General features: G+C 41.9%; 19 protein-coding genes and 1 riboswitch. Of the genes, 6 read left to right on the forward strand and 13 right to left on the reverse strand.

Going from position 1 to position 20541, the window contains the following annotated elements:
• Positions 1–177: 177 nt before the first annotated feature.
• The 3 genes from ACYIAR_RS02880 (at position 178) to ACYIAR_RS02890 (ending at position 1423) form a co-directional block, all read left to right on the forward strand.
• Complete coding sequence (locus tag ACYIAR_RS02880) at positions 178–612, forward strand: HU family DNA-binding protein (protein WP_480331475.1); 435 nt, start codon at positions 178–180, stop codon at positions 610–612.
• Positions 613–730: 118 nt separating this feature from the next.
• Positions 731–910 carry a DUF4248 domain-containing protein gene (locus ACYIAR_RS02885; RefSeq protein WP_480333538.1) on the forward strand — a complete coding sequence of 60 codons (180 nt, stop codon included), beginning with the start codon at positions 731–733 and terminating at the stop codon, positions 908–910.
• 303 nt (positions 911–1213) lie between these two features.
• On the forward strand, positions 1214–1423 hold the full coding sequence (locus tag ACYIAR_RS02890; RefSeq protein ID WP_480332040.1) for a hypothetical protein: 210 nt from the start codon (positions 1214–1216) through the stop codon (positions 1421–1423).
• A gap of 361 nt (positions 1424–1784) precedes the next feature.
• On the opposite strand, the gene ACYIAR_RS02895 is transcribed toward ACYIAR_RS02890, so the two are convergent.
• From ACYIAR_RS02895 to ftsY, 13 genes are all read right to left on the reverse strand, one after another.
• Entirely contained in the window at positions 1785–2486 is a 702-nt protein-coding gene (locus ACYIAR_RS02895; RefSeq protein WP_480332042.1) for a phosphatase PAP2 family protein, read from the reverse strand.
• Positions 2487–2493: 7 nt separating this feature from the next.
• A complete protein-coding gene (locus tag ACYIAR_RS02900) occupies positions 2494–3252 on the reverse strand; it encodes a tetratricopeptide repeat protein (protein WP_480332044.1) in 759 nt (252 codons plus the stop codon).
• 8 nt (positions 3253–3260) lie between these two features.
• Positions 3261–5078: a BatD family protein gene (locus tag ACYIAR_RS02905; RefSeq protein WP_480332046.1), complete on the reverse strand. Its 1818-nt coding sequence runs from the start codon at positions 5076–5078 to the stop codon at positions 3261–3263.
• A 223-nt stretch (positions 5079–5301) separates the two neighbouring features.
• Positions 5302–6036: a tetratricopeptide repeat protein gene (locus ACYIAR_RS02910; protein WP_480332048.1), complete on the reverse strand. Its 735-nt coding sequence runs from the start codon at positions 6034–6036 to the stop codon at positions 5302–5304.
• A 6-nt stretch (positions 6037–6042) separates the two neighbouring features.
• Positions 6043–7062, reverse strand: coding sequence for a VWA domain-containing protein (locus tag ACYIAR_RS02915; RefSeq protein WP_480332050.1), 1020 nt, complete (start codon positions 7060–7062; stop codon positions 6043–6045).
• A gap of 12 nt (positions 7063–7074) precedes the next feature.
• Positions 7075–8061 (reverse strand): vWA domain-containing protein, encoded by a 987-nt coding sequence (locus ACYIAR_RS02920; RefSeq protein WP_480332052.1) that lies wholly within the window; start codon positions 8059–8061, stop codon positions 7075–7077.
• Position 8062: 1 nt separating this feature from the next.
• Complete coding sequence (locus ACYIAR_RS02925; protein ID WP_480332054.1) at positions 8063–9079, reverse strand: hypothetical protein; 1017 nt, start codon at positions 9077–9079, stop codon at positions 8063–8065.
• A gap of 10 nt (positions 9080–9089) precedes the next feature.
• Positions 9090–9959 (reverse strand): DUF58 domain-containing protein, encoded by an 870-nt coding sequence (locus ACYIAR_RS02930; RefSeq protein WP_480332056.1) that lies wholly within the window; start codon positions 9957–9959, stop codon positions 9090–9092.
• A gap of 2 nt (positions 9960–9961) precedes the next feature.
• Positions 9962–10957, reverse strand: coding sequence for an AAA family ATPase (locus tag ACYIAR_RS02935; RefSeq protein ID WP_480332058.1), 996 nt, complete (start codon positions 10955–10957; stop codon positions 9962–9964).
• 139 nt (positions 10958–11096) lie between these two features.
• A complete protein-coding gene (locus ACYIAR_RS02940) occupies positions 11097–12398 on the reverse strand; it encodes an HU family DNA-binding protein (RefSeq protein ID WP_480332060.1) in 1302 nt (433 codons plus the stop codon).
• The gene (locus ACYIAR_RS02945; RefSeq protein ID WP_480332062.1) at positions 12391–12681 is read right to left on the reverse strand and encodes an HU family DNA-binding protein; all 291 of its coding nucleotides are present in this window, start codon (positions 12679–12681) and stop codon (positions 12391–12393) included. The genes ACYIAR_RS02940 and ACYIAR_RS02945 overlap by 8 nt, the downstream gene beginning before the upstream one ends.
• Positions 12678–13976 carry a 30S ribosomal protein S12 methylthiotransferase RimO gene (gene rimO, locus ACYIAR_RS02950; RefSeq protein ID WP_480332064.1) on the reverse strand — a complete coding sequence of 433 codons (1299 nt, stop codon included), beginning with the start codon at positions 13974–13976 and terminating at the stop codon, positions 12678–12680. Before rimO ends, ACYIAR_RS02945 begins: the two co-directional genes overlap by 4 nt.
• A 2-nt stretch (positions 13977–13978) precedes the next feature.
• Complete coding sequence (ftsY, locus tag ACYIAR_RS02955; protein WP_480332066.1) at positions 13979–14932, reverse strand: signal recognition particle-docking protein FtsY; 954 nt, start codon at positions 14930–14932, stop codon at positions 13979–13981.
• A gap of 400 nt (positions 14933–15332) precedes the next feature.
• A riboswitch (cobalamin riboswitch) is annotated at positions 15333–15536 on the forward strand.
• Positions 15537–15582: 46 nt separating this feature from the next.
• Between ftsY and ACYIAR_RS02960 the strand changes: the two genes are divergently transcribed.
• From ACYIAR_RS02960 to ACYIAR_RS02970, 3 genes are all read left to right on the forward strand, one after another.
• Positions 15583–16518, forward strand: coding sequence for a sirohydrochlorin cobaltochelatase (locus ACYIAR_RS02960; RefSeq protein WP_480332068.1), 936 nt, complete (start codon positions 15583–15585; stop codon positions 16516–16518).
• 107 nt (positions 16519–16625) lie between these two features.
• A complete protein-coding gene (locus ACYIAR_RS02965) occupies positions 16626–18995 on the forward strand; it encodes a TonB-dependent receptor (RefSeq protein WP_480332070.1) in 2370 nt (789 codons plus the stop codon).
• A gap of 5 nt (positions 18996–19000) precedes the next feature.
• On the forward strand, positions 19001–20464 hold the full coding sequence (locus tag ACYIAR_RS02970) for a PepSY domain-containing protein (RefSeq protein ID WP_480332072.1): 1464 nt from the start codon (positions 19001–19003) through the stop codon (positions 20462–20464).
• The last annotated feature ends 77 nt before the right edge of the window (positions 20465–20541 follow it).

Here is a 20541-nt window from a genome sequence, read left to right on the forward strand (position 1 = left end):
TGTGATTTTGGGGGTTAATTGAGTGTCGCTCTTTCAGAGCTCCGATTGGATGGTGACCATTATACCCAGGGCTCACGCCCTGGGCTATACAAATCAGACTAATGCCTGATTTGAGAAGGCTTTCAGCCTTATCAACTAAAAAACTTAAAAACTAACAAACTTAAAAACTTAAAATCTATGGCAGTAAAGTACAGATTAGTAAAACGTAAGGTATCAGACCTTAAAGGTGGTGCCCAGGTTGAAAAAACCTTTGCGAGCACCGTTTACAACAGCAATGTGGAACTGGAAAGCGTATGCGAACTGGTTGCAGTACGTTCGTCAATGTCGAGTGCCGACGTTAAGAGTATCATTGACTCCCTTAACTACGTGCTTGTCCGCGAGCTGAGCAACGGCAATATTGTGGAACTTGGTGAACTGGGCAACTTCCGCCCTTCGGTTTCTTCAAGCGGTGCTGCAACTGAAGAGGAATTCTCTGTGGCAACCAACATCCGAAAAGCGAGAATCATCTTCTCGCCGGGCAAGGCTCTCCGAAACCTGAAGAACAACTTTAGCTACACGGTTGTCAAGCCGGTTACGGTTACGGAAGAATGTGACAAACCACACTTGGAGTAAGGCTAAACGGTTGATTTTCTGCTACAACAGCATTAAGAAAAGTAAATAATAACTTGCCTATTTACAAGATTTTCACTATCTTAATGCTATGAAAGCAGAAGCAATTACAATCAAGGAAATGGCCCTGATGTACTTCCCGAACAGTACACCGGATTCTGCCCGCCGACAGTTGTCACGATGGATACAGAAAAACACACAGCTACAGGCTGAGCTCGCGGACGCAGGATTTTACAGAGGCCAGAGAGTGTTAACGCCTAGACAGGCAGGTATTATAATTTATTGGTTGGGGGAACCGTAGGAAAGAGACAAGGTATCAGATACGAGGGGACAAGGGAAATAACTATCAAGGCTGAAGGCCTTGGGGTTATAGCCCGGGGTGTGAGCCCCGGGTTAAGATGCACCTCCTCTCTCATCTCAGCTCTGAAAGAGCGAGGTTGAGCATCAAGGTGCGCTCCTTCAGAGCTTATATTTGGGTGGCGGATAGTGACCCAGGGCTCACGCCCTGGGCTATAAGAAGGCTTTCAGCCTTATACGGCCTTATTTCTGAAACCTTGTCAACTCGTTTACTCGTCAACTTGTCAACTAACAAAAGAAAGGAGGCATGAAAAACATACAACTATACATTGCTACAATATTATGCATTTCGGGATTAGTGTTATTATATCTCGGTTTTTGGGTTCCACCTCAAGGGGAGATTCATTCTTCCGTCCTGGTTGCCTTCGGTGAGGTTTCGACATTTGCGGGGGCGTTATTTGGGGTGGATTATAAATATAGGGACAAGGTGTCAGATACGAGGGGACAAGGGGAATAACCATTAAGGCAGAAGGCCTTGCATTTTATATGCGTAGGGCAACGCCCTACGTTTTAGGCATCCATCCTATCTATATACGCCCTGAAGGGGTATAACTGGGGGAAGTTCCGCCCTTTCAGGGCTTAATCCCTATACACACATCTGATACACAGGGCGTTGCCCTGTGCTGTAAAATTTAAGGCTTTCAGCCAAACGTGACGCTCCTTCAGAGCTTGTTTTTAGATGGCGAATTGTGACCCAGGGCTCACGCCCTGGGCTATGCTAAAGGCTTTCAGCCTTATGCGCCCTCGTTCCTGTAGCCTTGTCAACTCGTCAACTAAATCAAAGAAAAGGTGGTGAAGAAATAAAAAAAGCTGTATCATCACTGATACAGCCCTACTATTAATTCGTTTCCAAGAACAATCACTGAAACCGTAAGGAAAATGGCGCATACTATCAAATGCTTTCTTTTCCCTGAATATCTGTCCGCCGGATTATCAACGAAATCCGGAACTCTGTCTTTAAGCCATTTCCGACGAGCGGCAGCATATAAATAATATACAAAAGCACCAAAGAACAAGCCGGACAAAGCTCCGGGTATGATATCTGTTATGAAATGAACTCCCAGATATATTCGGCTATAAGCTGTCACAGCTGCCCACAGGAAAATGGTCCAGCCGAAAATCTTGTCACGCATGAGCAATGTCATAAACATGGCAAAACCGAAAGCATTTGCAGCATGACTGGAAATGAATCCATATTGTCCGCCACGGTAATTGAACACTGTATGAACCAAATCCTTGAAGTCCGGATGATGCGTCGGTCTGAAACGGTGGAAATAATCCTTGCAGAAGCCTGAAGCAAACTGGTCGCAAAGTGTTATGACCAACGCTATTGCCAAGGCGATGAACAGGCTTTCTCTCCAGTCTTTCTTATAGAACAGGACAAAGAGAATAAAGGCTGCCAAAGGTAGCCATATCACTTTCCCGGTATAAATCCACATGAAATTATCCCAGAAAGGCGAATGGCAACCGTTTAGCGCAAGAAACGCATCACGTTCATAGACCAAAAGTTTTTCAACCATTGTTCAATTATATTTTTACTATATCCTTACTTGGCATCCAGCCCACATTTCCATCTTCAAGGGAGATTTCGCTCCATTCGCCCAAAGTGCTTTTTACAGATACTTTGGTTCCTTCATGAATGACAAACAAGTCTGTTCCGCTATTGTCCGGTGAGCTTTTAACTGTTACTGTCGGAGTAAAGACTATTGCATCCGAACGATTTGTAAGCTCACTTTTCTGAGCTGAGCCAAACACGTTGGACATGATTGTCACGAACAGGAAGAATAATCCGGCATAAAAGCCGACTTGCTTGAATAATCTCTGTTTTGAGAAAAAGAAAACTGCAAGACAAACCAGAAATACAAGGAAAGTGACAATTCCTGTACGTCCCCAACCATCTGCCGAGGCAATATTCTGGATTGAATGATACCATTTAACGAGGAAAAATTCTCCTAGCGGTTCAATCTTGTCCACTGTCATTTGCTTTGCCAACTGCAAATTGAAGCGGATGTCTGCATCTGCCGGTGAAAGCAGCAAAGCTCGTTCGTAGTTAAGAATTGCCTGCGCTATCTTTCCTGACTTGTAATATGAGTTTCCCAAATTATAATAGATGGCAGCAGATTCGCCGTTATTCTCCAGAATGCCTTCATACAGTTCGATTGCTGTATTGTAGTCTTCTTTTGTGTAGGCAACTTCGGCTTCTTTGATAACCGCATCCTGTGCTATTGCAGGAAAAGAAATGCAAGCCAGAAACAAAAAGATTAATATTCTAATATTTGCTCTCATACCTAATTTCACTTTTTAATTGTATTTTCCATTTTGCCAATAGCATCAACTGTCTGTCCGTATAGCTTGTCCATTGCATCAGGAGCCTGAGACGGAGCGTAACGGGCGAACTCGCAAGTATTGAGGATTTCGATAAAGTCTTTGATAAGAACTTCATCAACGCCATATTTGGCAAGCTCTGCTTCAACATTGTCTTTGGTCAACTCTGCCTTTGAGATATTAAGTTTGTCGCTCAGATATCCCCACAAAGCACGGAGAACTTCTTCGTAGAATTCTTCCTTCTTGCCTTCTGCCATCAGTTTGCCGGCGCTCTTCAATCGTTTTACGGCAATCTTGTTTGCTTTCTTGTTACGCACACGTGCCAAGTCTGCATTTTCCTTTATCTGCTTTCTGTAGATAACGAAGAATATTGCAAACAACACCAGAGGAATAAGATAGCACAATGTGTACATGAACGAACCGAAGAATACATCTTCACCTTTCTTTGTGAAATGGAATCCCTTAGTCTTAAGATAGCGAATATCTTTGCCCAAGAATTTCACGCTTTCCCTGTTGGAGCTGAAGTTTGAAACAACTGGTGCTGCGGCATCTCCGCCCTCGCCTTTATCAACGTGCAATTTATACGGTTCTGATTTGATTGTTTTGTAAGAACCGGATTTAGTGTCGAAATATGAGAATTCAATAGCCGGGATTTCAAAATCGCCTGCATATCGTGGGATTGCCATATATTCGACAGTTTTGGTGCCTGACACGCCTGACACAGTAGTTTTACTGTCTATCTCGACTTTCGGATCATAGATATCAAAGTCGTTAGGGAATTTCACTTCCGGATTCTTGACCAGCTTCAAGTTTCCGTTACCGCTGATTTTTACTGTAACGGTAACAGCTTCATTAGCCTTCAGGCTGTTTGTGTTTATAGTTGAAGACATAGTGAAATTACCAACCGCACCTGAGAATGAAGCAGGTTTTCCGGAAGGCAACGGCTTGACATCAACTGTTGCCGAAGCTGTTGTGAGTTTCTTGTTCACTTCCTGATAAGCATCGAAGAAGTCGTCAAATATACTTCTCACCTTTCGCTGTGTTGCAACAGGAATTACGGCATCAATCTCTGCCGGACTGATAGTAATCTTTCCTGAACGCTGAGGATAAAGAACTGTTTGCTTCAGAACAACAGTGAAATAATTTCGTCCGTTATAATTGTCTTTTTCCCACTGTTTCTGCTCCGGCAATTCCACTTCCTGGGCAAGGAATCCTGCGAAATCAGGGAACTTGGCTCCACTCAGGTTACATGGACGGGCTGCATAAAGCTTGAATGTGACCAAAAAGCCTTCCTGCTCATACACGCTACGGTCAGAAACTTCCATACGCACAAAGAAGTCGTCTTTTCCGATTGACGAAGCAGAGCCGGCATCGCCCGAAGTTTTGTTTTTCGATGTCTTGTCTTCCGGAAGGACTTTAATTGTCAAAGCGTTTGACGTGTAGTTTGCGCCATTAGCCTTTACCGTAGCCGGAGCAATCTCGAAAGTTCCTTCCTTTTTCGGCATCAAAATATAAGTAAAGCTAACTGTAGTTTCACTCTTACTCTGACCGTTTACCCATGAACTACTGTGCGACACAGACTGCGATGGTCCCATAAGCACTTCAAAATCGGGCATCGACTGCACTCTCAAATCCTTTGCCTCTGCATTGACGGTGTAAGTCAGACGAAACTGCTCTCCCATGGCAACGGCACTCGGAGCCGAAGCTTTGAAAACAATATCGCCTGCTGCCTTGGCTGTGAAACCAACCATAAGCAAAAGGACAAAGAAGAAAAATAATTTTCTCATTGATATTCAGTTTTTTTATTTATTTAAGTTCCGCAAGCTCAACTTAATAGTTAACAAGGCTCAGATACAAGTTTAGAAGGTTAAAAAGCCTGTAACTTTATAAGTTGTTATCTAAAAACTCTTGTTAACTTGTTTTCTTGTCAACTTGTTTCCTGCAAGTTGAGCTTGCAAAACTCTAATTATTTACTTTTACTTCGTTATAAAAATATCCAAGGCAAAGAAGTTACCACTGTTTCTCAGTCTTGCGTCGCTGCTGTTGCTGCTGCTGAGCCTTCTTAACCTTTTCCTGAGTGTCTTTTTCGTCCTGCAAGAAAGCATCAAGCATTTGCTGGGCATTGTCCTGACTCATCTGTTCGTTTGGCTGTTCCTGCTCCTGAGTCTTGTTCTGCTTGTTGTCCTGCTGCTGTTGCTGTTGTTGCTGCTGCTGGTCTTGCTGGTCCTTGTTTTCGTCCTTGTCCTGATTCTGCTGGTCCTGGCTCTGATCCTGGTTCTGCTGGTCGTTCAGCAATTTCTGGGCAAGAGCCAGATTATATCTGGTTTCATCATCTTTAGGATTCAAACGAAGAGATTCCTTGTAAGCCTCCACACTCTTGGCATAATCTTTACCGTTCATAAAGATATTGCCCATATTATGATACACTTCGGAAAGGCGCTGCTTTCCTTCGGGTGTTTCTTTCAATCTTTCACTCTGACCGGCAAGCAACTGATACTGCTCTGCAGCTTCCGGGAATTTTTTCTGCCTGTACAGGGAATTTCCCAAATTATATGTGCCTTCAATTGAACGGGGATTGACTTCAAGAGCCTTTCTGTATTCAATTTCCGATTCGGTGAATTTCTCTGATTTATACAAATCATTCCCTTCACGCACATGCTTTCTCTCTGCCTTTTGCGCAAACACGGAGCTGCTGCTCAGAATCAGAACCGTCAGACATAATATAGTTCTTTGCATACGCTTCATTTTTTATCAAGAGAATAATTTAATTTTCTTAAATATATGATTCTTTCTGTCCAAGGTGAAGAAATCCACCAACAGCAGAATCAATGCAATCCATGCGAAAATCTGGAATTGCTCGTCGTATTCGGAATAGACTTTGCTGTCAAGTTCCGATTTGTTCATTTTGTCAATTTCTTTCTGCAATGCTTTCAAGGCAGAGTTTGTATTGTCCGCACGGACATACATTCCATTGCCTGCCGCAGCAATCTCCTGACACATCTGTTCGTTCATCTTGGTGATAACAACATTTCCTGAGTTGTCTTTCATGAAGTTGTTATTTCCATCCAATGGAATAGGTGCGCCTTTAGGGTCGCCCATACCTACGATATTCACGTGTATGCCTTTTTCGGCAGCTGCCTTTGCTGCTCCCACGGCATCGTCCTCGTGGTTCTCACCGTCGGTAATCAGAATAATAGCTTTGTCTGAAGTTTCGCTCGGTGTAAACGAACGTGAAGCCAAATTGATTGCCGCGCCAATCGCAGTTCCCTGTGATGAAACCATCTCCGGATTAATTGACGAAAGGAACATCTTTGCAGAAATATAATCCGAAGTTATAGGAAGCTGGGTAAATGCGTCACCCGCAAAGACTATCAGGCCGACTTTGTCGTTAGAAAGGCCATCGGTAATCTTGGCAAGCATTTGCTTTGCTTTATCCAATCTGTTAGGAGCAACGTCTTCAGCAAGCATTGAATTGGAAACATCAAGACAAACCATAATTTCAACGCCCTGGCGTTTTACTGTTTCCAGCTTTGAACCGAACTGTGGTCCCGCCATCACAATAATAACCATTGCCAAAGCTCCCCAAAGCAACCAAAACTTAAGATGATGCCTTGAAGCCGAAACGTCCGGCATGAGCTCCGACAGCAATGCCGGTGTGCCGTATTTCATTATTGCCTTACGTCGCCAGTAACGTGCGTAAACATAGAACACAAGCACCAATGGCAACAATAGAAGCAAGTATAAAAATTCTGGATTTGCGAAACGAAACATAATCTTAAGATATTAAGGAATACTTTTTAATACAGTGTTTCTCAAGAATAACTCAAGCAGAAGCAACACAAAAATCAGAATTGCCCAATTCTTGTATTCTTCCTGTTTCTTGCTGAATTCCTGAACACTAATCTTTGTCTTCTCCATCTTGTCAATTTCAGAATATATTTCCTTCAGACTGGCATTGTCGGTCGCACGGAAATACTGGCCTCCGGTTGTGGCTGCAATCTGTTTCAACACAGCTTCGTCAATCTCAACCGGGATATTCTGATACTGGACACCAAAAGCAGTTGGAATTGGATAAGGAGCTTCGCCCTGAGTTCCCACACCGATAGTATAGACGCGGACGCCAAATGTCTTGGCAATTTCTGCGGCTGTTACCGGGGCAATTTCTCCGGTATTGTTTACACCATCAGTAAGAAGGATTATCACCTTTGATTTTGCCTGGCTATCTTTGATACGGCTCACGGCATTAGCCAAACCCAAACCAATGGCTGTTCCGTCCTGGATAACACCAGGCTGCACATCCTTGAACAGGTTCAGAAGAACTGTATGGTCGATAGTTAAAGGACATTGTGTGAAACTTTCCGCAGCGAAAACCACCAGTCCGATATTATCATTCTGTCTGCCGTTGATAAACGAAGATGCAACATCCTTTGATGCTTCCAATCGGTTAGGCTTCAAGTCTTCGGCAAGCATTGATGTGGAAATATCCATTGCCAGCATTATATCAATACCTTCAGTCGAAGAGTTCTGCCAACTGTTAGTAGATTGCGGACGTGCCAGAACCACTATAAGCAACGCCACAGCCACAATGCGAAACACAAATGGCAAATGACGCAAATATACTTTCCACGACTTAGCCTCGGGCAGTTCGAACACTTCCGAAGAAGATACCTGCAAACTTGCCTGGCTCTTGCTCAGCTTATAAATGTACCATCCTATCAATGGTATAAGCAAAAGCAATAAATATAAATATGTTGGATTTGCAAAAACCATTTTACTGTTTCACTGTTTTATCGGTTGTTTCTTTTGCCTCATCATCGTTATCGTCAGAGCTGTTGCCGTCGTTGTCGTTCTTTGGCAACTCAACAGGTTTTGTCTGGTTAACGAAGAAATAGGCATTCATCAAACTCAAATCATTCTCATCCGGAAGAGGACGGAACTTCGCGAATTTCACATAATCGGCAAGTTTAAGCACTTGTTCCAATTTATCATAAGCCGGAACAACATCATCTATTTTGCAGACACTGTCAAGTATTTCCGCAGATGTCATTTCCATTGCGTTCACACCGAATCTGTCTACAATGTACTTACGCAATGTGTCGGTAATCGACGTATGATATTCTTTTTCTTTTCCCTGCTGCCACAACTTGTTTTGCTTGATTTCGTCGAGCTCCTTGATAGCCTGCTCATAAGGAGGAAGCTTAGGTTCTTCAGGCTGCTTGAATGGAATAAGCGACTTGCGCTCACGTATACGCTTGATAATATATACGGCAAGAGCAATAAGCAGAAGAGCCAGCAGAATACCGCCGATTATAGGATAATAGTCTGCCCATACGAATGGCGGTTTCCATACATCTTTAATATCAGCAAACTCTTCAGGTTTATCCACATTCACAGGAACAGATGACACCTTCAGCGCCACCTGGTTTGAATATACAGTATCAGCTCTGTCGATTACTTTTATCGGCGGCAACAGATAAAGACATGAATCAAACGAAGTGACCAGCACATCCTGCTTAATCAACATTCTGTCGTTCTCGATAAATGTTGTGTCAGGCTTAGAACGCTCCAGCACCTCAACGCCACGCATCAATGTGTCTGCTGGAACAAGTATCTGCACTTGTTTATCCTTATCAGTAGTTACTGTCAGATGCAATTTTGTCTGCTCGCCGATAAGTATTGCTGCCGAGTCAACAGTCACTTCAATGAGTGTCTGCTGAGCCTGCACCTTACCGGAGGCAAGAGTAGCCAAAACTGAAAGAAACAATATGCCTTTTTTAAACAATTTCATCTTTACTATTTTAGTTTCGTTTGTCAAAAAGAGCCATTAAAGCTTTTACATAGTCGTCTTCCGTACGAATGGAAACAGAATCGACACGACATTTCTTGAATGTATCATCCATCACCTTCTGACGCTCCGACCACCATTTGGCATATGCTTCGCGCACACGGACCGATGAAGTATCAATCCACTGTTCCTTTCCTGTTTCAGCATCTTTTATCTTCATCAGACCGACTGAAGGCAATTCAGTTTCTCTTCTGTCGTACACCTGTATTGCAACCATATCGTGTTTCTTGTTGGCTACAGTGAGCGCGTCCTTGAAGCTGTCTTTATTTATAAAATCTGAAATAAGGAAAGCCGTACAACGTTTCTTTATCGCATTAGTCAGATATTTAAGAACCTGACTGATATCAGTCTTCCTGTCCTCCGGATGGAAGTCTATCAATTCGCGGATAACATACAGAATATGCTTCTTTCCTTTCTGTGGCGGAATAAATTTCTCAACCTTGTCAGAGAAAAATATAACTCCGATTTTATCATTGTTCTGAATAGCTGAGAAAGCCAGTGTTGCTGCTATTTCTGTGATAACTTCTTTCTTCATCACATTTACAGTACCAAAGTCACGGCTTCCGGAAACGTCGATAAGAAGCATAACTGTCAACTCGCGTTCTTCCTCGAAGACCTTTACATACGGACGCACATAGCGGGCTGTGACATTCCAGTCGATGTCGCGGATATCGTCGCCAAACTGATATTCACGCACCTCGCTGAACGCCATACCTCTGCCCTTGAAGGCTGAATGATATTGTCCGGCAAAGATATTGCGGGAAAGACCGCGGGTTTTTATCTCAATCCTGCGAACTTTCTTCAGTAGTTCACTTGTTTCCATTTTTAAGGTACCTCAACTTTGTTCAGAATTTCGCTGATAACTTCTTCTGTTGTCAAATTGTTTGCTTCTGCTTCATAGCTCAATCCGATACGGTGACGAAGAACGTCATGACACACTGCACGGATATCTTCCGGAATAACGAATCCACGGCGTTTGATGAAAGCATAAGCTCTTGCAGCCAAAGCCAGGTTGATTGAGGCACGAGGTGAACAACCGAAAGAAATCATATTTGCCAAATTAGGCAAACCATGTTCCTGAGGGAAACGTGTTGCGAAAACGATATCCACGATATAGCGTTCAATCTTTTCGTCGATATAAACTTCGCGTACAATCTTGCGTGCTTCAATAATATCTTCTTTAGTAAGAATTGGCTGAATATCTACCTTTTCACCAGAAATATTCTGACGGATGATAAGCTTTTCTTCTTCTTTCTTAGGATAGTTGATGATGACCTTCAGCATGAAACGGTCCACCTGAGCTTCTGGAAGAGGATAAGTACCTTCCTGTTCAACAGGGTTCTGAGTTGCCATTACAAGGAAAGGCTTCGGCAACTGATATGTCTGTTCGCCGATAGTCACCTGACGTTCCTGCATTGCTTCGAGCAAAGCACTCTGCACTTTTGCCGGAGCACGGTTGATTTCATCCGCCAAAACGAAGTTTGCGAAAATAGGACCTTGCTTAACCTGGAATTCTTCGCTCTTCTGGCTATATATCATTGTACCGATAACGTCCGCCGGCAACAAATCCGGAGTAAACTGAATACGGCTGTATTTTGCATCAATCAATGAAGACAAGGTTTTAATTGCTAATGTCTTTGCCAATCCCGGCACACCTTCCAACAAAATATGGCCATCAGAAAGCAAACCGATTAACAACGATTCTACCAAATGCTTCTGACCCACAATCACCTTATCCATACCCATCGTAATCATATTTACGAATGAGCTTTTGCTTTCAATTCGTTCGTTCAGCTCGCGAATATCTACTGTCTGACTCATATAAATTTAGTTTTTTATGTTATTTGTTTTTCTTTCTGCGCAAAATTAGAAATGTTAAATTCGTATTGCTCACTTTAGCCGTTAAATAATACTAACTATACATTTCCTTTGTTTATCATATTATAAAATGACTGATATATTAATATTTTTTTGTAAGAATCTCACTTTGCAAGGCAGCAGCCTTTTCTCTTGACTCTGCACTTGACGCGTCTATTCCATACAGTTCCGGTGCAGGAATCCTTATCTCCGTTCCTATCGGAACATTGTTCGGGTCTGCAATCACTGCTTTGTTATATTCATAAAGATATACCCAGAATATCTTATGTCCATAATATTTCAGTGCTATAACAGTGAGCCTGTCACCATGGGCAATAGTGTCTTTTCCTATTTCCTTCGTGTTATTTGCCGGCTGTTTCACTTCTTCCGTTTCAGAAAAAATATCTGCGGCTTTAACTGTGTCCGGAACGAAGGCAGCCGTATCTGCTTTTTCTTCTTCAACATCAAGCGTATCCGGAATTACTGTTTCAGGAACGACTGCCGGCTTTTCAGTTGTTTCAACTGAAGGAACTTCTTCCCCGCTATATACATTATTATATATATACACGGATATTCCGACAACAAAAACTACAATCCAAAATGCAACCAGCATTTGCAATGATTTATTCTTCTTCTTCGGTTGCGGCATTTCAGATTTCTCTTCCGGAACGGCAGCCGGGACTTCATTTGGCTGCGGAGTTTCTTCTTCTACGGGTATTTCTTCTTCATGCGACGCTTCTTCTGCTGCCGGAAGTTCAGGAACTTCTTCTGGTTCCTCGTTGCGGACCTCTTCCACAACTTCCTCAACATTGCTTTCCGGCTCTGGTATATTATCCGGAGCTGTTTCTTCTTCCACGTCGGAATGATGGGTAACTTCTTCAGTTTCAATTTCCGGTTCTACTTCTTCAGCAAAGTTTTGCTCATTGTCGTCTGAAACTGTTTCATCAACATGCTGTTCTTCTGGAGAAGTAACATTTTCTTCAGTTTCAGTTTCCGGGCGCAATGTTTCCTCTTCTTCCTCTTCTACTGAAGATTCGTCTTCCATTGGTTCTGACGATTCAGCCAAGTCAGGGAATTGAACTCCTTCATTGATTTCTGTAGTCTCAAAAAAGGAGAATGGTTTGTTGACAATATCTTTCAGTTCTTTGTCCGGCACGAATGAAAATTTATAATGGTCCGGGATTTCTATTCTTTCTCCGGTATTAACATGGATGCTCTCACGTTTCTCCACCGTTATAATCTTAAAAGCACCCAATCCCTTAATCTTAACCACCTTATCAATAAACACATGTTCGGAAACGAGCGCGACAAATTCACGGAGAAAACGTTCCATTTCCTCCTTGTCCCGTCCGGTACGGACCGCAAGCATCGAAGCCAATTCTTTTATTGTAAGTCGGTTATTCATCCTGTTCTAATGTTTTTAACTTGTTCTTTATTGTGGTTCCGGGCTTAAAAACCGGCACTAATTTAGGTGGGACCAGATAGCGCTTTCCATTAGCCGGGTTAACAGAAATCCTTTCTGCCTTCTTCCGCGATTCAAACTGACCGAAATATTGCAGATAAACTATATCATTGTCAACCAATCGAGAACCGACTTCCGAGCTAAATGCAGAAAGTACATCCTGCACCTCCTCCGGAGTCCATTGCATACGCTCGGCAAGCTCGGCTATCAATTCTTTGTGTTTCATATTTTCACCTTTCCGTAAATTTCAAAAGGCTGCGCGTCTTCAATTTCCACATTATAGAAATTGCCTGGCACAAGCTCTCTGTCTTTAGTAATAAGCACTTCCGGGTCAACTTCCGGAGAATCATATTCTGTACGTCCGATATAGAAGTCGTCTTCCTCACGGTCCAGAATCACCTTATATGTGTTTCCTATCTTGCTGTTGTTCACATCGGCAGATATACGTTCCTGGATACGCATCAGATAATCCAGTCTGTCCTGCTTCACATCTTCCGGAATTTCATCCTTGTAATTCTTGAAGGCATAAGTTCCTTCTTCGTGACTGTATGCGAATGCACCCATTCTTTCGAAACGGATTTCTTTTGTGAAATCAACCAGCTCCTGATAATCCTGATCTGTTTCGCCCGGATGGCCAACCATAAGAGTTGTTCTCAAATGTATGCCGGGAACTTCCTCGCGCATGCGGCGAATCAAATCATATGTCTGCTCCTTGCTGATGTTGCGTCGCATAAGTTTCAGCATATTATCACTGATATGCTGCAATGCAATGTCCATGTATTTACAAACATTGTCGCGCTCACGCATAACACGAAGCAAATCCATCGGGAAATGTGTCGGATAGCCATAATGCAGCCTTATCCACTCCACACCAGGAATGTCCGAGATACGCTCAACAAGCTCCGGAAGCATCATTTTCTTATACAAATCCACGCCATAGAATGTCAAGTCCTGGGCTATGAACTGGAATTCCTTCACGCCTTGCTTCACAAGTGAACGGACTTCCTGCTCAAGTTCCTCCATCGGGCGAGACTGATATGCTCCGGTGATGATAGGAATTGAGCAATAAGAACAAGTTCGGTTACAACCCTCACCTATTTTAAGATAGGCATAATGCTTTGGAGTTGTCAGGATACGTTCGTGCGCCAATTCCGAATGATAAGATTTTCCCAAATCAGTAATTAGCTCTTTCCAGTTGAATTTACCGTAAAATTTGTCCACTTCCGGAAGTTCCTGCACCAAATCGTTCATAAATCTTTCCGACAAGCATCCCATCACAAACAGCTTACCGATTTTGCCCTGTTTCTTTGCCTCGCCCAAATCCAGAATCATTTCAATAGACTCAGCCTGAGCATCGCCGATGAAACCACAGGTGTTTACAACCACAATCTCACCATTAATCTTATGAGGATCGTGTTCTATCTTATAGCCATTTGCTGCAAACTGACGCATTAGCTGCTCGGAATCCACCAGATTCTTCGAACAACCCAAAGTAATTATGTCAACCTTATTCTTTCGCATTATTATTCTCCAAACAATGAGTTTACAAATTCACGCTTGCGGAAAACCTGCAAGTCTTCAATTCCTTCTCCCAAGCCGATATATTTTACCGGAATGCGGAACTGGTCTGAAATACCAATCACAACACCGCCTTTTGCTGTTCCGTCGAGTTTTGTCACAGCCAAAGCATTGACCTCAGTTGCTGCAGTAAACTGTTTTGCCTGTTCAAAAGCATTCTGACCTGTAGAACCGTCGAGAACAAGAAGGATTTCGTGCGGAGCATCAGGAACAACCTTCTGCATTACGTTCTTAATCTTTGTAAGCTCGTTCATCAAGTTAATTTTATTGTGCAAACGTCCGGCAGTGTCGATGATTACTACATCTGCACCATTTGCCTTTGCTGAGCTCAATGTGTCGAAAGCCACAGATGCAGGGTCGGAACCCATTTTCTGTTTGACAACCGGCACACCAACTCTCTCACTCCAAATAACAAGCTGTTCCACGGCTGCAGCACGGAAAGTATCCGCCGCACCCAGATATACGCTTTTTCCAGCTTTCTTAAACTGATAAGCAAGCTTTCCGATAGTTGTAGTTTTTCCTACACCATTCACACCTACCACCATTATAACGTATGGTTTTTTATCTTCAGGGATAGTGAAACCATCACCGTCAACAGTATTGTTTTCTGTAAGCAGACTGGCAATTTCATCACGCAACAAGGCTGTCAGTTCCGAAGTTGTGACATATTTATCCCTTGCCACTCTTTTTTCAATTCGGTCAATGATTTTAAGAGTTGTCTCAACGCCTACATCCGAAGTGATAAGAACTTCTTCCAGATTATCAAGCACTTCATCATCCACCTTACTCTTTCCGGCTATTGCTCTGGTGATTTTGGTAAACACATTTTCTTTAGTCTTGGACAAGCCTTTGTCCAGATTCTCCTTTTTTTCTTTGCTGAAAAAGCTAAAAATACCCATATATCAAATCGTTTGCTTTATACTATGCATAATATCGAGCAAAGATATTAAAAATTCGTGAAACAACAGTATGTAAATTATTTAAGTTTCACAAGCTCTATAACTATAAGGAGTTATAAAGTTTAAAGTATGATTTTGAACCTCCGACTAGATTCTTTCCTCTTTATATAAATATTTGATATAAGACCAAAAGGGAAGCAAATATTCTTAAAACTAAGCTTTAGTTTCTATAAATTAAGCCTTAGTTTACAAAAACTAAATCTGAGTTTGTAAAAACTAAGACTTAGTTTTAAGAAAATATTTAATCCTAATGGCTACACAATTAATATTTGCAGGATTTAATAGACAAATTGGCGAAGTAAATAAGAAAAAATAATTTTTCTTGATTTCTATTTTTTATTTATATTTGCACCGTCTTGGTGAAATGATTAATCGTCCGATTATCATTTTTAAAAGGGAATCCGGTGAAAATCCGGAGCAGTACCCGCTACTGTAACACTTAATCGAAAAAGGGAATCAACACTATCGCCACTGTTTTTTCAAATGGGAAGGCATGATTTCCAAAAGGTGGAGTCAGGAAACCTGCCAAGATTAACGGATAATTTACATATCCCGGGATTAGGATATTAATTTACTATAAAACAAATAATATGAACATCAAAAAAAATCTTGTCATAGGTCTTGCTATGGCATGCGGATTATTCTCACAGGCTAATGCTCATGGTGACGGAAACTATGTGCATTCCGACTTGCTGTCGTCACTGCAGAAAGGCGACAAAGCTGCGTTGCTTATGGTTCATTTTGGAACTACTCATGATGACACTCGCCAACTAACTATTGACGCAATCAACCAAAAGGCAAAAGAATTGTTCCCTGAATTTGAAATCAGAGAGGCTTATACCTCAAGAATCATAATGGCACGACTTGCCAAAAGAGGAACAAGGAAGTTGAATCCTGCCGAAGCTTTGGCTCAGCTTAAAGCTGACGGGTTTACTCACGTAATAGTTCAATCGACAAATATAATTGACGGGGTTGAAATGGAATCTCTCCGCAAAGACATTGCCAGCATGGAATTTCTGTTCAAGGAAATCAGATTGGGCAATCCTCTGCTCTATTCCGTTGAAGATTATGAAAAAGTTGCTGAAATAGTTTCCAAGAAGGGAAAGGAAAAAGCTATGACTATATTGGTCGGTCACGGAACTTACGACCCGTCGACTGCACAATACGCTATGCTGGACCATGTTATGCAGACTAGCGGACATAAGGATTTCGTTGTCGGAACGGTGGAAGGTTATCCTTCTTTCAACAATGCTATCGACAGAATCCAGGAACAGAAGAAGATAAAGGAAGTGCAGCTTTTGCCTTTCATGTTTGTTGCCGGCGACCACGCCAAGAATGATATTGCCGGAGATATGAAGCAGGAACTTGAGGAAAAGGGCTACAAAGTGACTGTTCTTCTTGAAGGACTCGGACAAAATCCGGAAATCCAGGATATTTTCATTGACCATATTCGTTTTATGACAAAGCATAGAATGATTGATATCATGGATAAGAAAAAGGCATATACCGAAGAAGAGAGTAAATAATTCTCAGACCTCTCGAATTTATATTCCATAACTACTTATTGATATAATTATCTTGGTCGGGGTAAATATAAAATTTATCCCGACACAAACTTTACACGCTTAAAAAAATGAAAAAATTATTGACTATTTTACCGTTATTATCTTGTGCAATAACACTTTCCGCACAGGAAAAGAAAGAATATACAAACTTCAACGACACAACATTCAACATTCAGGAAGTCGTCGTTAATTCCATTCGTAAACCTCGCCCACAAATATCTAAACTGGAAGTTCCTTCAAAATATCTGCCTCTGTCAATAAATGCTCTGGAAGCCGGAAGTCTGGAGATAAGAGGAATCAGGAATATTCAGGATGCCGTTCGCTTTATGCCCGGAATCAGAATCCAGACATCATACGGAGCTTTCCAACAGATTTCGGTCAGAGGTTTTGACCATGCGGTTATGATGATTGACGGAATTAGGGATGAACGTTCGGGAATAAGCAATTCATATCCGGTTCCAGACCTTTCGTCTGTCGAATCTATTGAGCTTCTGAAAGGTCCGGCATCAGTGCTTTACGGACATTCTGCCGTGGGCGGTGTTCTGAATATCGTAAGAAAAGCTCCGACAGAAAAGCAAACCGTAAATGCTCGTGTGGCATACGGAAGTTACGACAGCAAAGAAGCCACTTTCGGCATGGGCGGAAAAATTGCCGGCCCGGTGAATTATTATGCTAATATAAACTATTCGGACCAGGAAGGCTGGCGCAGCACGGGAAACAAAAGATTCTCGGGTTATCTTGCCCTGAATGCCAAATTATCAGAAAAAGATATAGTTGACTTGCGTGCCGGATTCAACCGGGATTATTATGGAACGGAAATTGGTTTGCCGGATGTAATGACTGACGATATTTATAACGTGTCGGACAATAAGCTATATCTGAAGAAGAATGAGATGCTGCCGGGACTGGACAAAGAAGCAAGATATAACAACGAATCTGATTTCTTTTATAACAGAGGATGGAATATTTCGGCTCAATATGTCCATAAATTCTCGGAAAATATGAAGCTCACGGACAGACTTTCTTTCTCAGCAGACGATATAAATTATTTCGGCACGGAATCTCTTGATTATCTGGAAAGCAGCGAGCCTATATACAATCATTATTATCTGAAAAGCAACGGAGAAAAGCAATATATCTGCCTCGACAGTGTTTATCTTTCTTTTCCTCTCCGCTTCTCGCACGTATCGAACACGGTTGGAAATACGCTTGAGTTGAGCGGGAATTTCCATACCGGAAATATAAAACACAATTACATGGGTGGATATTCATTTGTGGCTTTCAACCGTACAAGTTACACAGGATATAATTTGGGCGACGATGTCCAAGGGCCGGGATTATATTCTCACGTTTCGGTTTATAATCCGCAAAGTATGGGATATATGACAAGCAAGTTCTCTTCTGCCACAGTAACGCATCATTACACCAACAGCCTTTATATCCAGGATTTATTGGATTTGAGTGAAAAGCTGAAAGTTCTGGTTGCTCTCCGTGGTGATTTCTTCCGTTATCTGTCTGCAAAGGCAGAAACTCCGACCGGATACAGAGAATATGACAGTCACGGAAGTTTCAGCAGAATATTGAATAAGGCTTTGACTTATCGTTTCGGTGCGGTTTATCTTCCTCACCCGAACACTTCTCTGTATGCTTCGTTCGCTTCATTCTTCAAGCCTATCAGAACATTCTATCAGGATAATGTGATTTATATCGACGCAAACGGTGAAAGATATAATGCTTCGCAAAATGGAGAAGTGTTCAAGCCGGAAAACGGTTATCAGGCTGAAGCCGGCGTAAAATACAGTTTGGGGAATATTCTTCATGCAAATGCCAGTGTTTTCTATATTCGCAAGATGAACAGCACGGCTACATTGCTGACCGGCTACACGGAAAACGATGTTGAAAAGAACATCATCGGACAAGTCGGTGTTCAGGATTCGAAAGGTTTTGATGTAGAAGTTACGGTGACGCCTGTTCATTCTTTAGGAATAACTGTCGGTTACAGCATGAATGAATCTAAAATACGTGAGATGAAAGAAGTAAAGGATAAAACTCTTGCTGATGCGATTTATGGCTCGAATCCTGACGAGACAAAGGAAAATCTTAACAGCCAGAAAGGAAACTGGCAGACTAATATTCCTGACCAGACGTTTTATGCTTACGGAAGCTACACCATTCCTAAAGGTTTATTCAAGAACCTGGAATTCCATTTGAGCACGAACTATACTGGAAAGGTGTATAGAAATACGGCAAATTCTATGTGGTTCAATCCTTATTGGCTGACAGATTGCGGCGCGTCATACACAATAAACCAGAATATCCGTCTGACTTTGAATGTAAACAATTTGTTCAACAACAGTTATTACAACCAGGCATTAGGAAATCAGTTGGTTCCAAGTATGCCAAGGAATTTCCAGGTTTCCATAGCTTATAAATTATAAAAGAGATGTCTGTATCAAGTAAAATACACAAAATCCTCGGCACATTGCTAAGTGCATTGATGGCTGTTTGGTTTTTCTCCGGATTGGTAATGGTTTATCACAGATTTCCGCGTGTAACCAGCAATGAAACAATAAGGAAGAAAGACAATATTGATTTGCGCCATCTTCCGGATATAAATATTATCACCGAAGAATTGCCGGGAAATGCTTCGATAAAAAGTTTGTATGTAGATTGTGTTCTGGGGCAAACTTTCTTTCATGTCAAAACTGATGCAGGAACATTTGATATTCCCGCAGATTCACTACAGTCGTTACCTGAAATAAACGGCAATACTATCAGGATGACGGCTCAAAGATGGTGCAATGCTCCGATAGCAAGGATTGACACGTTGTACGAACTGGAACAATGGATTCCTTTCGGGAAATTAAGAGAGGAATTTCCTATTTACAAATTCCACTTTGCTGATGCAGAAAAGCAACAGCTTTATATTTCGTCGAAAAGCGGAAAAGTGTTGCAGCACACCACAAGTGAAAGCCGATTCTGGGCATGGCTGGGAGCGATTCCGCACTGGGTTTATTTCACTCGTCTGCGCCAGGATGTTGAGTTGTGGAGCAACACAGTTGTTTTCCTTTCCGGACTTGGTTGCATAATGTGTATTTTCGGCATTTACAGAGGTTTCAGGGTGATTCGTTATTCGGGGAAAAACAGGTCAATCACTCCGTTTAAGAAAAAAGCATACAGATGGCATCATATTTATGGTTTGGTGTTCGGCATAACTGTATTTTTATTTTGTTTCAGCGGAATGATGTCTCTTGCCCGTTCAATGGATTGGGTTGTGAAACCAAAGTTGGGTTTTGACCCGGTGAAAAGGCTGTCGGAAAATCGGCCGGATTTACAGTCGTATTCCATTGACTACAGAATTGCTGCCGGCTCACTAGGAAAAGAGATAAAGCAAATCGAATGGAACAACTTTGGCTCGCTGCCATTCTATAAAATATATACTTCGGATAATATATATTATATTGATGCGAGAGACACAGAGCCCAAAGAGTTGCATCTGTCCGAGCAGGATGTGCTTTCTGAAATAAAGAATGTCCATAATGAAAAAGACATAAAGATTTCACTTATGGATGAATATGACACATATTATCTGTCGAGAGTAAAACTTGCGCTTCCGGTGTGGAAAGTTGAAATTGAGAATTGCGACAATAGTTGTTATTACATAAAACCGGGAAATGCCCAGATAAAATATGTTGACGATTCATATCGTTTCAATCACTGGGTTTATCCGGCATTTCATCGTCTGAAACTTTTATTCCTGGTAAAAAATCCTTTGGTATGGAAAATTGTCATGTGGATGCTGATGATTGGCGGATTTATCGTATCAATTACCGGAGTTTGGCTAGGGACAAAAGTTCTGGTTAGAGAAACAAAGCATTATTTCCGCAGAAATAAAAGAGCTGAATGATTTTATTTAAGATTAGTATGTAATATGAACAAAAAAGGCTGTGTTGAGAATTTCAACACAGCCTTTTATTTATCCGA

Source organism: Parabacteroides sp. KHUB-01 (assembly GCF_056640935.1).

Bases quoted from the DNA above. Each gene is read 5' to 3' on its own strand.
- ACYIAR_RS02960 (WP_480332068.1), top strand. From the start codon at position 15,583: ATGAACATCAAAAAAAATCTTGTCATAGGTCTTGCTATGGCATGCGGA.
- ACYIAR_RS02890 (WP_480332040.1), top strand. From the start codon at position 1,214: ATGAAAAACATACAACTATACATTGCTACAATATTATGCATTTCGGGA.
- ACYIAR_RS02970 (WP_480332072.1), top strand. From the start codon at position 19,001: ATGTCTGTATCAAGTAAAATACACAAAATCCTCGGCACATTGCTAAGT.
- ACYIAR_RS02895 (WP_480332042.1), bottom strand. From the start codon at position 2,486: ATGGTTGAAAAACTTTTGGTCTATGAACGTGATGCGTTTCTTGCGCTA.
- ACYIAR_RS02915 (WP_480332050.1), bottom strand. From the start codon at position 7,062: ATGTTTCGTTTCGCAAATCCAGAATTTTTATACTTGCTTCTATTGTTG.
- ACYIAR_RS02965 (WP_480332070.1), top strand. From the start codon at position 16,626: ATGAAAAAATTATTGACTATTTTACCGTTATTATCTTGTGCAATAACA.
- ACYIAR_RS02930 (WP_480332056.1), bottom strand. From the start codon at position 9,959: ATGGAAACAAGTGAACTACTGAAGAAAGTTCGCAGGATTGAGATAAAA.
- ACYIAR_RS02910 (WP_480332048.1), bottom strand. From the start codon at position 6,036: ATGAAGCGTATGCAAAGAACTATATTATGTCTGACGGTTCTGATTCTG.
- ACYIAR_RS02920 (WP_480332052.1), bottom strand. From the start codon at position 8,061: ATGGTTTTTGCAAATCCAACATATTTATATTTATTGCTTTTGCTTATA.
- ftsY (WP_480332066.1), bottom strand. From the start codon at position 14,932: ATGGGTATTTTTAGCTTTTTCAGCAAAGAAAAAAAGGAGAATCTGGAC.
- ACYIAR_RS02925 (WP_480332054.1), bottom strand. From the start codon at position 9,079: ATGAAATTGTTTAAAAAAGGCATATTGTTTCTTTCAGTTTTGGCTACT.
- rimO (WP_480332064.1), bottom strand. From the start codon at position 13,976: ATGCGAAAGAATAAGGTTGACATAATTACTTTGGGTTGTTCGAAGAAT.
- ACYIAR_RS02905 (WP_480332046.1), bottom strand. From the start codon at position 5,078: ATGAGAAAATTATTTTTCTTCTTTGTCCTTTTGCTTATGGTTGGTTTC.
- ACYIAR_RS02935 (WP_480332058.1), bottom strand. From the start codon at position 10,957: ATGAGTCAGACAGTAGATATTCGCGAGCTGAACGAACGAATTGAAAGC.
- ACYIAR_RS02945 (WP_480332062.1), bottom strand. From the start codon at position 12,681: ATGAAACACAAAGAATTGATAGCCGAGCTTGCCGAGCGTATGCAATGG.
- ACYIAR_RS02885 (WP_480333538.1), top strand. From the start codon at position 731: ATGGCCCTGATGTACTTCCCGAACAGTACACCGGATTCTGCCCGCCGA.
- ACYIAR_RS02940 (WP_480332060.1), bottom strand. From the start codon at position 12,398: ATGAATAACCGACTTACAATAAAAGAATTGGCTTCGATGCTTGCGGTC.
- ACYIAR_RS02900 (WP_480332044.1), bottom strand. From the start codon at position 3,252: ATGAGAGCAAATATTAGAATATTAATCTTTTTGTTTCTGGCTTGCATT.
- ACYIAR_RS02880 (WP_480331475.1), top strand. From the start codon at position 178: ATGGCAGTAAAGTACAGATTAGTAAAACGTAAGGTATCAGACCTTAAA.